The sequence below is a fragment of the Klebsiella sp. HC6 genome, assembly GCF_022605325.1.
GTDB classification, from domain to species: Bacteria; Pseudomonadota; Gammaproteobacteria; order Enterobacterales; family Enterobacteriaceae; genus Klebsiella; species Klebsiella terrigena.
In genome coordinates, this window is sequence record NZ_CP093276.1 from 5,942,813 (window position 1) to 5,955,116 (window position 12,304).

Genomic DNA, 12,304 nt, shown 5'->3' on the forward strand with positions numbered 1-12,304 from the left:
ATTGATGAGTATGGTGAATACTATCCCGGGTAAGCTTTCAGTTCGTAACCTGAACTTCTACTACGGAAAATTCCATGCCCTGAAAAACATCAACCTGGATATTTCCAAAAACCAGGTTACGGCGTTTATCGGCCCGTCAGGCTGCGGTAAGTCGACCCTGCTGCGGACGTTCAACAAAATGTTTGAGCTGTATCCGGAGCAGCGCGCGGAAGGCGAAATTTTGCTGGATGGCGATAATATTCTGACCAACACTCAGGATATCGCCCTGCTGCGCGCCAAGGTCGGGATGGTCTTCCAGAAGCCGACGCCGTTCCCGATGTCGATTTATGACAATATCGCCTTTGGCGTTCGCCTGTTTGAAAAGCTGTCGCGCACCGATATGGACGAGCGCGTGCAGTGGGCGCTGACCAAGGCCGCATTGTGGAACGAAACCAAAGATAAGCTCCATCAGAGCGGCTACTCTCTCTCCGGCGGCCAGCAGCAGCGTTTGTGCATTGCGCGCGGTATCGCGATTCGCCCGGAAGTGCTATTGCTCGATGAACCGTGCTCCGCGCTGGATCCGATTTCCACCGGGCGCATTGAAGAGCTGATCACCGAGCTGAAGCAGGATTACACCGTCGTTATCGTTACTCACAACATGCAGCAGGCTGCGCGTTGTTCTGACCATACGGCATTTATGTATCTTGGCGAGCTGATTGAATTCAGCAACACGGACGATCTGTTTACGAAGCCCGCTAAGAAGCAAACTGAAGATTACATTACCGGCCGCTACGGTTGATATGCTCCTCAGCTTTCAGGCTGTACCCGCGCTGGCTGCCTTTGCTCACCCCGGTTACGTAGCGCTCTACGCGACCGGGGATTTGCGCTCTTGCCGCCTCGCTATGGCCAGAAATCTTTTGGGCATCTGGAGGAACGATGGATAACCTAAATCTCAATAAACATATTTCCGGCCAGTTCAACGCTGAACTGGAGTATATCCGCACCCAGGTGATGACGATGGGTGGGCTGGTGGAGCAGCAGCTTTCTGATGCGATCACCGCGATGCACAACCAGGACAGCGAGCTGGCCAAGCGCGTTATCGATGGTGATAAGCAGGTCAATATGATGGAAGTGGCCATCGATGAAGCCTGCGTGCGCATCATTGCCAAACGTCAGCCGACCGCCAGCGACCTGCGCTTAGTGATGGCGATTATCAAAACCATCGCCGAGCTGGAACGTATCGGTGACGTGGCGGATAAAATTTGCCGCACGGCGCTGGAGAAGTTCTCCCAGCAGCATCAGCCGTTGCTGGTGAGCCTGGAGTCGCTCGGCCGCCACACCGTGCAGATGCTGCACGATGTGCTCGACGCCTTTGCGCGAATGGATCTGGACGAAGCCGTGCGTATCTATCGTGAAGATAAGAAAGTGGATCAGGAGTATGAGGGCATCGTGCGTCAGCTGATGACCTATATGATGGAAGATTCACGTACGATTCCGAGCGTGCTGACCGCCCTGTTCTGCGCCCGCTCGATTGAGCGCATCGGCGACCGCTGCCAGAACATCTGCGAATATATCTTCTACTTCGTCAAAGGCCAGGACTTCCGCCACGTTGGCGGCGATGAGCTGGATAAGCTGCTGGCGGGTAAAGATCCGAAAGAGTAACCACCGCTCCCCGGCCGCGCGACGCTGGCCGGGGCAACGGGATCTCGCGCAACCCTGGCCCGGCCGAGCGCAGCGACGCCGGGAGCTTAACGGGTCACTTCCCAGCCCCGCGCTTTCCACAGCGCCGGAAGCTGCGCTAAATCGGTAAACATCGTCACTTTCGGATGCACGATCGGCGGGTTGTGCGGATCGGCGCAGAAGTAGAACACCTCCATTCCGGCATCAATTCCCGACCGGGCACCGGCGCTGGAGTCATCCACCAGAATGCAGTTTTCGACGTTAACGTTCATCGCCTTCGCCGCGTGGAACATCAGCGCCGGATCGGGCTTCCAGCGCTGAATATCGTAGCCGCTGTACAGCCTGTCGGGGAAATGGTGCAACATGCCGGTTCTGCCGAGCGAGTGCTGCATTTTGCTGACCGGGCCGTTCGAGACCACGCACTGGGGAACGGTCACCGCGTCCAGCAGCGCTTGCGCGCCGGCGATAGCCTCCAGCTCTGAATCAAACAGGCGCGCCACCTCGTCACGATAGACCGGCTCAAGCGTCGCCTTTTGCAGGCTAACGCCGTACTCCTCGTTTATGGTATCGATGATTTCGTAGAGCTTTACGCCTTTGAAGCGCTTAAAGATCTCTTCTAAATCCAGCGTAATGCCGAACTCTTTGAACATGTGAACATAGGCGCGGGAACAGATTACTTCGCTGTCGACCAGCGTGCCGTCACAGTCGAAAAACAGGGCTTCTATTGGGGACATGCTGTTTCCATTTTAACAAGTTTAACGTTTTCGTAATGCAGATTTGCGGGACGCAATCGTTGCCGTATAAGCAAAAGCAATGAAAAAAAATTAACACACAACTGCACCAGGTGTCGCATTTTGGTATAGGATAGCCTCGAATTTTCCCTCCTTTGTTCGGAAACCGATAATGAGTCAACAACAAACCAGCCAGTCTTCTGGCCAGGGTCTGCTGGAGCGCGTGTTCAAGCTGCGTGAACACGGCACGACGGCACGCACCGAAGCGATCGCAGGTTTCACCACCTTCCTGACGATGGTCTACATTGTTTTCGTTAACCCACAGATTCTCGGCGTGGCGGGTATGGATACCAGCGCCGTGTTTGTGACGACCTGCCTGATCGCGGCATTCGGCAGTATTATGATGGGGCTGTTTGCTAACCTGCCCGTCGCCCTGGCGCCGGCAATGGGCCTCAACGCCTTCTTCGCCTTTGTGGTGGTTCAGGCAATGGGCCTGCCGTGGCAGGTGGGGATGGGGGCTATTTTCTGGGGCGCCGTCGGCCTGCTGCTGCTGACGATTTTCCGCGTACGCTACTGGATGATTGCCAATATTCCGGTAAGCCTGCGGGTGGGCATCACCAGCGGGATTGGCCTGTTCATCGGTATGATGGGGCTGAAAAATGCGGGCGTAATTGTTGCCAACCAGGACACGCTGGTCAGCATCGGTAACCTGACCTCCCACAGCGTGCTGCTGGGGATCCTCGGCTTCTTTATCATCGCCATTCTGGCGTCGCGTAACATCCACGCGGCGGTCCTGGTTTCTATCGTAGTGACAACGCTGCTGGGCTGGATGCTGGGTGATGTTCACTACACCGGCATCGTTTCTGCGCCGCCGAGCGTGATGACGGTTGTCGGTCATGTTGATTTAGCCGGTTCGTTTAATCTTGGCCTGGCCGGCGTTATCTTCTCCTTTATGCTGGTCAACCTGTTTGACTCCTCCGGTACCCTGATTGGGGTGACGGATAAAGCCGGTCTTGCTGATGAGAAAGGTAAATTCCCGCGCATGAAGCAGGCGCTGTTCGTGGACAGCGTCTCTTCCGTCGCGGGCTCCTTTATCGGCACCTCGTCGGTCACGGCCTATATCGAATCCTCCTCCGGCGTCTCCGTCGGCGGACGTACCGGCCTGACGGCGGTCGTTGTCGGCATTCTGTTCCTGCTGGTTATTTTCCTGTCGCCGCTGGCGGGAATGGTGCCAGCCTACGCTGCCGCCGGTGCGTTAATCTACGTCGGCGTGCTGATGACCTCCAGCCTGGCGCGCGTGAAGTGGGACGATCTGACGGAAGCGGTACCGGCGTTCATTACCGCGGTGATGATGCCGTTTAGCTTCTCGATCACCGAAGGTATCGCCCTGGGCTTTATCTCCTACTGCGTGATGAAGATTGGCACCGGCCGCCTGCGCGACCTCAGCCCGTGCGTGATTATCGTATCCCTGCTGTTCGTGCTGAAAATTGTGTTTATCGACGCCCACTGATTTACCCGCACTTAACCCTCTCCCAACAGGGAGAGGGCTGTCACTTAGGCTTTAACGCGCTGAATATAGTCGCCAAAGGTGCTCAGCTGGCCGCTGAGATGATCGAGCGTGCTCTGATCGACCACTTCTCCCGACTGCGGATCGACCTTGTTCTGAATAACCCCACCCATAAACTCAGGCTTGTTCATCACCATCGCGTCGAGGAACACCAGAATCTGCCGCAGGTGATACTGGCAGCGCGCGCCGCCGATAGCGCCCATCGAGCTGGTTTGGATCAGTACCGGCTTCCCTGAGAGGGGCTGTTCAGGCAGGCGAGATAGCCAGTCAATCGCATTTTTCAGGCCGCCGGGAACCGAGTAGTTATACTCCGGCGTCACGATGACCACCCCATCCGCTTCGCGAATCTGGCGGGCAATCTCCAGCACGCTTTGCGGGAATCCCTCTTCCTGCTGAACATCCGCATCGTATAGCGGAATGTCGCCAATCGACGGCAGCGCGGAGATCGCCATCCCCGCAGGCGCGATGCCCGGCAGGGTGCGTGCAACCATGCCATTAAACGACTCTTTGCGCAGACTTCCGAGTAACGTAACAACTTTCAACGTATCAGACATGATTGCTCCTTTGCATCATGATGGCCGGACGAACCGGTCAGTTGAGGGAGAGTGCTTTTTCCACCGGCAGGCTGGTGAAGCGCATCAGGCGGGCTGCGGGCTCTTTCGCACGCGCCTGGGCGTCCGGCAGGGTACGCCAGCCGTCGCTCCCCGCGTATTCCCAGACCTTAAGCTGGCCGATACCCGGCGTAGCGGCAATGGACCAGACCAGCACCGACTCGGCGTCGCAGAGCGCCTCTATAGGCTGCATGTTGGCGGTACGCAGCCGACCTGCGCCTGGCAGCAGCTGCAGGCGCACGGGCGCTTCGCCGGTGAGCTTGAGGACGCTGCGGCGCAGCGCGACCAGCTGGGCGCGAGCTTCATCAGGATCGTACTGGTTGTTAATCCAGAGATTTTCGTTGCTGTTGAAAACATACCGATTGGCGTCGTGCAGCGGATGCACGCCGCGAGAAGCGTGCTGCAGCTCCATGTCCAGGCCGCAGTCGCCTTCCGTTGTCAGCGTGACGCCAACGATATTTCCGGCATATGAAATGGAAAAGCGGGGAAGGTGGCTGTCGCGAAAGACCGGCCTGCCGTCGGCTTCTCTGATGATTTCGGGAAGCTCGCTAATGCCGTACAGCATAAACAGCAGCTCTGCGAGCAGCGACCGCGATGCGCGGTAGCGGGTTTGTCGGTACTCCGGCAAACTTTGGGCGGTTTGATGACAGGCCGCCGACAGGCGTGTCGATAGCGGCTCCCTTGCGCTTAGTATCCCTCTTGCAAAATGCGTTGCCATTCGTCGCTCCGTGATTAATGGGCAGAGATAAAAATTGAGAATTACATTATCGCCTGGAATTGATAGGTTTTAATGCGGAAATCATCCCTTGAAAAGGGGGATTATGTGAATTTTACAAATTCTTGCGTAACAAAGAGAGGGTGATACGTATAACGTCGCTATAGCGGATCCGTATAGAGTCGTTTCAGGGTTTCCCTGAGCCAGACGATTTTGGGGTTGTAGCTGTTACGCTTATGCCACAGCAGGACGAACGGCACCCGGACTTTTTCCAGCAGCTGGGGCTCCAGCGGGAGAGGCCGGGACACCAGCGGCAGCTGGTGCTGGCGGTTATAGTGGTGGCAGTAGCGCGGTGCCGTCGCCAGCATGTGGTGATCCGGCTGGGCGGCCATAAACAGCGATTGCTCAAAGCCCGGCAGGGTCAGGGCGACGGTGCGCTTGTGCCCCAAATCCTGCAATACGTCGTCCAGCGCCCAGGTATCGATTTGTTCCCAGCTGATATTGATATGCGGGTAGCGTAAAAATGTCTCCAGATTCCACTCTTCGCTGAGGGCCGGATGATCCGCGCGCAGCCACACCTGCGGCAGGTCGGTAAACAGCACCTCAAAATCGATATACCACGGCAGCTGGCTCAGCTGTTCGCGTGAACGCGGGTGCGTTTCCCGCCCGCAAAATCCAATATCAACCTCGCCGCGAATAATGGCGTCCAGCGAATCATAGTCCCAGCCGCGCAGGCGGATCAGCGCCTGGGGATAGCGCTGGTAGATCTGCCGGGCAAGGGTATCAAAGAGGATCATCATCAGCGGCATTTCCGCCGCCAGCTCGAACTTCAGGCCGCTGGGCGTGGCGTGATGCGGCTTATCGAGGATCTGGTTGCCCATCTGCATCCAGTCCGCCAGATCCTGCTCCATGCTGGTCATCAGCGGGGTTGGCGTCAGGCCGAGAGGCGTTTTAACGAATAGCGGATCGTCGAACCAGGCGCGGAGCTTGGCCAGCGACTTGCTTACCGCCGACGGCGAAACGTTCATTCGTTTCGCCGTGCGGGTGACGCTGAGCTCCTGGGTTAAGAGCTGCAGGCAGAGTAATAAATTAAGATCGAGACTCGACAGGGGTTTCTTCATAAGTTTGCGCGGCCCGTGCGGGGGCAGCGGCCACAATCAGCACAATGCTGACTATGCTACAGCCAATGAGGATCCCGATCAGCATATTCATTGCGCTTAAGCCAACGATAGCGGCCAGCCAAATCCATAGCGAAGAGCCGCAGACCTGAGCGATACCCAGGGCGGAGCTGGCGACGCCGGCGCGCAGGGTAAACGGCCCCAGCGCCTGGCTCATTGCCACGCCGAAGCCGACGGAGAAGCCCGCGCAAATCAGCGCCAGCCCCAGCATGGTCACCGTTTGGCTGGTGGCGAGGCTGAGCAGCACCCCGGCAATAAAGAACATCCCCTGCGAGGTCAGCATCAGGGTGCGCGGCTTAAACAGGGTGAGCGCAAACGGCGTGGAAAACGAGACGGCCATGCTAATCAGCGCCATCAGGGCCATCGCCATCGAATATTTGCCGCGGTCGAAGCCCATCTCCTCCATCATCAGCACCGGCGAGACGTTCACGTAGGTCAGGATGGCGGTGACGCTAAGGGTGGTGACGATCACCCGGCTGAGGAAAAAGCGGTTCAGCAGCGACTCGGAGCCGGCGGGTTGCTGAGCGGCCTCGTTTGGCAGCGCGGTTGGGCGCGTTTCCCGCAGCACGAAGATTGACAGCAGGCCGACCATCACGCCCATGCCGGTCATGGTGTAAAACAGGCTTTGCCACGGATACTTAAGCATAATCAGATGGCCCAGCACCGGCGCCAGCACCGGAATAATGCAGGTAATACCGTTGAGGAGCGACAGCACCCTGGCGCGCCGCCGATCATCAAGGGTATCGCGCAGCACCGCAAAAGCCACCACGTAGCAGCTGCCGGCGCCGATGCCCTGAATAAAGCGTCCGATCAGGAAAAGGGTGCTGGTATGCGCCAGCGAGCAGAGCAGGGAGGCCAGAATAAAGATAAAGGCGCCAAATATAGCGACCGGCTTGCGTCCGGACCTGTCGGCAATGCGCCCGGCAAACAGCATCGCGGTGGCCATACCCGCCAGGTAGACCGAGAAGGCAATATGCAGCTGCGCCTCGCTGGCCCCCAAATCCTGCGCAATTTTCGGCAGACCAACCAAATACATATCAATGCCGGATGGATAGAGCAAAACCAGCGCAAAACCACAGATCAGAAAGCGTGCCATAGAACCCCTCGCGATAATAGTGCCATACAGAGTAATGGTGAATGCCTGCCAGTACGAGTTGCCATTTGGACAACAATGATTTCCTGGGAGGAAAAATGGGGGGCTTAAAAAGTAAAAACCCGCATCAACAGCCGGTTAATGCGGGTTAGTGAACGTTTACGAACTACGCGAGGCGCGGTTACTTACCAATACAGAAGCTGGAGAAAATGCGCCCCAGCAGATCGTCAGAGGTAAATTCGCCGGTAATTTCGCTTAAGGCCTGCTGTGAGAGCCGCAGCTCTTCAGCCAGCAGCTCGCCGGCCCATGCGCCAAGCAGCTGGGCTTTACCCTGCTGCAGATGGTTAGCCGCTGCTTCCAGCGCCTGCAGGTGGCGACGGCGGGCGAGGAAGCCGCCCTCCATATTGGTCTCGAAGCCCATGCTCTGCTTAAGATGATTGCGCAGCGCCTCAACGCCCTCGCCGGTACGCGCCGACAGGCGAATAAGCGAGTGACCATTTACTTCACTCAGGCCCAGCGTTTCGCCGGTGACGTCGGCTTTATTGCGCACCACGGTAATCGGCAGCTTTGCCGGCAGGCGTTCGATAAAGTCCGGCCAGATCTCGGCGGGGTCGACGGCGTCGGTAGTGGTGCCATCCACCATAAACAGCACCCGGTCGGCCTGGGCGATTTCCTGCCACGCGCGCTCGATACCGATGCGTTCAACCTCATCGTTGGCGTCGCGCAGACCGGCAGTATCGATGATGTGCAGCGGCATGCCGTCGATGTGGATATGCTCGCGAAGCACGTCGCGGGTGGTACCGGCGATATCTGTCACAATCGCGGCTTCACGCCCGGCCAGCGCGTTCAGCAGGCTCGATTTCCCGGCGTTAGGGCGCCCGGCGATCACCACCTTCATTCCTTCACGCAGCAGGCTGCCCTGACGGGCCTCGGCGCGAACCGCGTCGAGATCGGCCATCACGTCGTTAAGCTGGGCCTCTATTTTGCCGTCGGAGAGAAAATCAATTTCCTCATCCGGGAAGTCGATAGCCGCTTCGACGTAGATACGCAGGTGCGTCAGCGCTTCCACAAGGTGGTTTACGCGCGCGGAGAAGGCGCCCTGCAGCGAGTTCAGCGCCGAACGCGCCGCCTGCTCGGAGCTGGCGTCAATCAGATCGGCAATCGCCTCGGCCTGAGCCAGGTCGAGCTTATCGTTGAGAAACGCGCGTTCGGAGAACTCTCCCGGGTGAGCAATGCGCAGGCCCGGAAGGGTCAGGATGCGTTTGAGCAGCAGATCGAGAATGACCGGGCCGCCGTGCCCCTGCAGCTCGAGGACGTCTTCGCCGGTAAAGGAGTTTGGCCCCGGGAACCACAGGGCGATACCCTGATCCAGCGCCGTTCCGTTAACGTCCTTGAACGGCAGGTAGTCGGCGTAGCGCGGTTTTGGCAGCTTGCCGAGTACCGCCTCTGCGACCTCGCGCGCCTTCAGGCCAGAGATGCGCAGAATGCCCACCCCACCGCGTCCCGGTGGGGTGGCCTGGGCGACGATAGTGTCGTTATGGCTCATGATGACTCTCTATGTAAATGTAAAAAAGGCGGTCTATTGACCGCCTTCTCTGGCATTAACTTTACCGTATATTCTCGAAATAGTTCAAGTTGCAGGAAGGCGTCAAGTTAGAGAGGCCCCAGGAGCTTACTGAAGTAAGTGACTGGGGCGAACTAACGAAGCCAACGCATCTGCGGCTTGAAGAATGAAGAGAATCAGGATTTTTTCTTCTCGCGGCTATGCAGGCCACGTTTCTCCAGACCACGGTAAATCAGCTGCTGCTGGATAATGGTTACCAGGTTGCTGACGATGTAGTAAACCACCAGGCCAGACGGGAACCACAGGAAGAACACCGTGAAGATGACCGGCATAAAGGTCATGATCTTCTGCTGCATCGGGTCGGTCACGGTCGTCGGCGACATCTTCTGAATGAAGAACATCGTTGCGCCCATGATAATCGGCAGGATGTAGTACGGGTCTTGTGCAGACAGGTCGTGGATCCACAGGATAAACGGCGCATGACGCAGTTCAACCGAGGCGCTCAGCATGTAGTACAGCGCAAGGAAGATTGGCATCTGGATAATCAGCGGGAAGCAGCCGCCCAGCGGGTTAACCTTCTCCGCTTTATACAGGGCCATCATTTCCTGGCTTTGACGCTGTTTGTCATCGCCCAGACGCTCACGCATGGCCTGAATCTTCGGCTGCAGCATACGCATCTTCGCCATGGAGGTGTACTGCGCTTTAGTCAGCGGGTACATGATGCCACGAACGATAAAGGTAATAACGATGATCGAGAAGCCCCAGTTGCCGAGGAAGCTATGGATCCATTTCAGCAGCTTGAACAGCGGCTGAGAAATAAACCACAGCCAGCCATAGTCAACGGTCAGATCCAGGTGCGGCGCAACGGCAGCCATTTTGTCCTGAATTGCCGGGCCGACCCACAGCACGCTTTCCAGCTTATCAACCTGACCTGGCTGTACCAGAACCGGCTGAGATTTGTAGCCAATAGCGACGATACCGTTACCGAGGTTGGCGGTGTAGAAGCTGTTGGTGCCGCTATTCTGCGGAACCCATGCGGTAGTAAAGTACTGCTGCAGCATGGCGACCCAACCGTCTTTGGTGCTGACGTTCAGGTTTTCGTTATCGACGATGGTATCGAATTTATATTTTTCGTACTTCGTATCTGCGGTTGAATACGCGGCACCGCGGAAGGTGTGCATCGTAGACAGGCCACCGGTTTGCGTATCGCGTGCGGTTGGCAGGTTAGCAGACTGTTTCAGCTGACCGAAGGTGGAGATCTCCAACGGTTTTTCGCCGACGTTCTGTACGTTGTAGCCTACGTTCACCGCATACTCACCACGTTTCAGGGTGAACGTTTTGGTGAATACGTTGCCGGCTTTGTCGGTGTACGTCAGCGGAATGACGATTTCGTTCTGGCCATCGGCCAGCACAAACGCATCTTTATCGACGTTATACAGCGGACGAGAGCCATTCGCCGGGTTATCCGGGCCATCACGACCGGTTAAACCGCTCTGAGCCTGATAGATAAACTGCGGAGTGGTCTCCAGTAGCTGGAACGGTTCGGTAGACTTAAGCGCTTTCGGGTAAGCCGGAAGCAGCGCCTGCTCAACATCACCACCGCGGGTGTTGATGGTCAGATCAAGCACGTCTGTTTTAACCGTAATCAGTTTCCCCTGGCCACTGGCCGGTACGCCCTGGTCGGCGGCGCTACCCGCTGCGGTGGTCGTTGTCTGCGTGGTCTGCTGCTGCTGGGCTTGCGGATTGTTATCCTGCTCCCAGGCTTGCCAGATCATGAAAGACACGAACAACAAAGCGATGATAAGAAGATTGCGTTGCGAATCCATCGTTAGTGTTCTCTGGTATCAAATGGTCCAGGCGGGACGGGATCGTCACCACCAGGGTGTAAAGGGTGGCATTTTAATACGCGTTTCACTGTCAACCAACTGCCTTTTACCACCCCAAACCTGCGCAATGCCTCAATTCCATAGCTTGAGCAGGTTGGAGTGAAACGACAATGCGGCCCGAGTAGCGGACTAATCAGGCGCTGATAGACCCGTATAAGGCCTATCAGGACCCGGGAGCCAGGCGACAATGGCGGCGCCATAATTTTTCCAACGCTTCCGAGAGAGCACGGTTATCGAGTTCGGCAACCCCTTTCTTTGCCACCACCACGAAATCCATTGGCGGGAGTTCATGCTGACGTAAACGGAAGCTTTCACGCGTCAGACGTTTAATCCGATTGCGTTCATGCGCGCGTTTGACGTTTTTCTTGGCGACAGTAAGACCGATGCGGGGATGCCCCAGCGAATTCAGGCGGCCGAGGATGGTGATTTGCGGCGTGCCAGCCCGTTGTGGCTGCTGGAAGACGAAAGTGAAATGACTGGGAGTTAACAAACGTAACTCCCTGGGAAATGCTAGCTTAACCACGCAGGGTTAGCTTTATTACTTGGAAACGGTCAGACGGGAACGGCTTTTAGCACGACGACGTGCCAGAACCTGACGACCATTTTTAGTAGCCATACGTGCACGGAAGCCGTGAGAACGGTTGCGCTTCAGTACAGACGGTTGAAAAGTGCGTTTCATGGCGGTTTCTACCTAAACTTGAATTATTTCACTGACTTTTGCGTATACCCGAACGAACTTCGAACGACTAACGCCTCAGCGATGGTGATTAAAGAGGCCGGATTGTAATAATTGTACACTCCGGAGTCAATTCTCTTTCCTTATTTCTCACACCTTGCCGCACAAAAAATGAGCTGAGACAGGCTGCGGAAAACGGGCATTACGCACCGGGTGGAGGATTATACGGCCTGACGGGTAAAGCGCAAGGATCGCAGGGGATCTTTGTTAGATCGTTTAGGCCCAAAACCGGCATAGCTCATTAATTTTTCCAATATGCGGGCGAAATCGTGTCCCACCCTTCCCAGGATCGATTACACTTACCCGGCTTCGATCCTTCCTGTGGATAAAACGGGAAGAATCTGTTGAGAAACACAAGATATCTTTTTCAGTTTAGGCTATGATCCCCGGTCCCGATCGCGATCCCCGGATCCGCATCGGACAAAAACCGCAGATAGCGGTTCGCACGTCACCCCTTTTGTGCAGGGGCTTTTCGGCTTATGCAGGGTCTGGTCGACGTGTGCCAACAATCACGATTGTTTCTTTTTTTCTTTATATCGATTTTATGTTCGAGTGGAGTCCGCC

The 12,304-nt window shown here is 56.5% G+C and carries 14 protein-coding genes; 3 read left to right on the forward strand and 11 right to left on the reverse strand.

All coding sequences use genetic code 11. The features are described 5' to 3' along the window. The first annotated feature begins 4 nt into the window (after window positions 1-4). The gene (gene pstB / locus MMW58_RS28570) at window positions 5-778 is read left to right on the forward strand and encodes a phosphate ABC transporter ATP-binding protein PstB (RefSeq protein ID WP_041143344.1); all 774 of its coding nucleotides are present in this window, start codon (window positions 5-7) and stop codon (window positions 776-778) included. A 137-nt stretch (window positions 779-915) separates the two neighbouring features. Continuing rightward, window positions 916-1,641 carry a phosphate signaling complex protein PhoU gene (gene phoU, locus MMW58_RS28575; protein ID WP_004107251.1) on the forward strand — a complete coding sequence of 242 codons (726 nt, stop codon included), beginning with the start codon at window positions 916-918 and terminating at the stop codon, window positions 1,639-1,641. A gap of 86 nt (window positions 1,642-1,727) precedes the next feature. Here the strand turns inward: phoU and yieH are convergent, their stop codons facing one another. Next, window positions 1,728-2,393 carry a 6-phosphogluconate phosphatase gene (gene yieH / locus MMW58_RS28580; RefSeq protein WP_133600266.1) on the reverse strand — a complete coding sequence of 222 codons (666 nt, stop codon included), beginning with the start codon at window positions 2,391-2,393 and terminating at the stop codon, window positions 1,728-1,730. Window positions 2,394-2,562: 169 nt separating this feature from the next. Here yieH and adeP point away from each other — a divergent pair, with 169 nt between their 5' ends. Next, entirely contained in the window at window positions 2,563-3,900 is a 1,338-nt protein-coding gene (gene adeP / locus MMW58_RS28585) for an adenine permease AdeP (protein ID WP_133600265.1), read from the forward strand. Between the two features lie 44 nt (window positions 3,901-3,944). On the opposite strand, the gene MMW58_RS28590 is transcribed toward adeP, so the two are convergent. The 10 genes from MMW58_RS28590 to MMW58_RS30470 form a co-directional block, all read right to left on the reverse strand. Further along, on the reverse strand, window positions 3,945-4,511 hold the full coding sequence (locus MMW58_RS28590) for an NADPH-dependent FMN reductase (RefSeq protein WP_241722552.1): 567 nt from the start codon (window positions 4,509-4,511) through the stop codon (window positions 3,945-3,947). 37 nt (window positions 4,512-4,548) lie between these two features. After that, window positions 4,549-5,286: a 4'-phosphopantetheinyl transferase family protein gene (locus tag MMW58_RS28595; protein WP_133600263.1), complete on the reverse strand. Its 738-nt coding sequence runs from the start codon at window positions 5,284-5,286 to the stop codon at window positions 4,549-4,551. 158 nt (window positions 5,287-5,444) lie between these two features. Then, complete coding sequence (gene yidZ / locus MMW58_RS28600; protein ID WP_045855384.1) at window positions 5,445-6,404, reverse strand: HTH-type transcriptional regulator YidZ; 960 nt, start codon at window positions 6,402-6,404, stop codon at window positions 5,445-5,447. Then, a complete protein-coding gene (locus MMW58_RS28605) occupies window positions 6,373-7,557 on the reverse strand; it encodes an MFS transporter (protein ID WP_159236677.1) in 1,185 nt (394 codons plus the stop codon). Before MMW58_RS28605 ends, yidZ begins: the two co-directional genes overlap by 32 nt. 178 nt (window positions 7,558-7,735) lie before the next feature. After that, the gene (gene mnmE, locus MMW58_RS28610) at window positions 7,736-9,100 is read right to left on the reverse strand and encodes a tRNA uridine-5-carboxymethylaminomethyl(34) synthesis GTPase MnmE (RefSeq protein ID WP_045853742.1); all 1,365 of its coding nucleotides are present in this window, start codon (window positions 9,098-9,100) and stop codon (window positions 7,736-7,738) included. Between the two features lie 194 nt (window positions 9,101-9,294). Next, window positions 9,295-10,944, reverse strand: coding sequence for a membrane protein insertase YidC (gene yidC, locus MMW58_RS28615; RefSeq protein ID WP_041143337.1), 1,650 nt, complete (start codon window positions 10,942-10,944; stop codon window positions 9,295-9,297). 2 nt (window positions 10,945-10,946) lie between these two features. Then, a complete protein-coding gene (yidD, locus tag MMW58_RS28620; RefSeq protein ID WP_071844869.1) occupies window positions 10,947-11,204 on the reverse strand; it encodes a membrane protein insertion efficiency factor YidD in 258 nt (85 codons plus the stop codon). After that, window positions 11,168-11,527, reverse strand: a complete 360-nt coding sequence (gene rnpA / locus MMW58_RS28625; protein WP_071844868.1) for a ribonuclease P protein component — start codon at window positions 11,525-11,527, stop codon at window positions 11,168-11,170. The genes yidD and rnpA overlap by 37 nt, the downstream gene beginning before the upstream one ends. 15 nt (window positions 11,528-11,542) lie before the next feature. After that, window positions 11,543-11,683, reverse strand: coding sequence for a 50S ribosomal protein L34 (rpmH, locus tag MMW58_RS28630; protein WP_002220736.1), 141 nt, complete (start codon window positions 11,681-11,683; stop codon window positions 11,543-11,545). Window positions 11,684-11,901: 218 nt separating this feature from the next. Beyond that, window positions 11,902-11,982, reverse strand: a complete 81-nt coding sequence (locus MMW58_RS30470; RefSeq protein WP_421673008.1) for a hypothetical protein — start codon at window positions 11,980-11,982, stop codon at window positions 11,902-11,904. Between the last annotated feature and the right edge of the window lie 322 nt (window positions 11,983-12,304).

What these genes read in the sequence shown, in the direction of transcription:
- pstB (WP_041143344.1), top strand. Translation starts at nt 5, where the DNA reads ATGAGTATGGTGAATACTATCCCGGGTAAGCTTTCAGTTCGTAACCTG.
- phoU (WP_004107251.1), top strand. Translation starts at nt 916, where the DNA reads ATGGATAACCTAAATCTCAATAAACATATTTCCGGCCAGTTCAACGCT.
- yieH (WP_133600266.1), bottom strand. Translation starts at nt 2,393, where the DNA reads ATGTCCCCAATAGAAGCCCTGTTTTTCGACTGTGACGGCACGCTGGTC.
- adeP (WP_133600265.1), top strand. Translation starts at nt 2,563, where the DNA reads ATGAGTCAACAACAAACCAGCCAGTCTTCTGGCCAGGGTCTGCTGGAG.
- MMW58_RS28590 (WP_241722552.1), bottom strand. Translation starts at nt 4,511, where the DNA reads ATGTCTGATACGTTGAAAGTTGTTACGTTACTCGGAAGTCTGCGCAAA.
- MMW58_RS28595 (WP_133600263.1), bottom strand. Translation starts at nt 5,286, where the DNA reads ATGGCAACGCATTTTGCAAGAGGGATACTAAGCGCAAGGGAGCCGCTA.
- yidZ (WP_045855384.1), bottom strand. Translation starts at nt 6,404, where the DNA reads ATGAAGAAACCCCTGTCGAGTCTCGATCTTAATTTATTACTCTGCCTG.
- MMW58_RS28605 (WP_159236677.1), bottom strand. Translation starts at nt 7,557, where the DNA reads ATGGCACGCTTTCTGATCTGTGGTTTTGCGCTGGTTTTGCTCTATCCA.
- mnmE (WP_045853742.1), bottom strand. Translation starts at nt 9,100, where the DNA reads ATGAGCCATAACGACACTATCGTCGCCCAGGCCACCCCACCGGGACGC.
- yidC (WP_041143337.1), bottom strand. Translation starts at nt 10,944, where the DNA reads ATGGATTCGCAACGCAATCTTCTTATCATCGCTTTGTTGTTCGTGTCT.
- yidD (WP_071844869.1), bottom strand. Translation starts at nt 11,204, where the DNA reads ATGGCGCCGCCATTGTCGCCTGGCTCCCGGGTCCTGATAGGCCTTATA.
- rpmH (WP_002220736.1), bottom strand. Translation starts at nt 11,683, where the DNA reads ATGAAACGCACTTTTCAACCGTCTGTACTGAAGCGCAACCGTTCTCAC.
- MMW58_RS30470 (WP_421673008.1), bottom strand. Translation starts at nt 11,982, where the DNA reads ATGAGCTATGCCGGTTTTGGGCCTAAACGATCTAACAAAGATCCCCTG.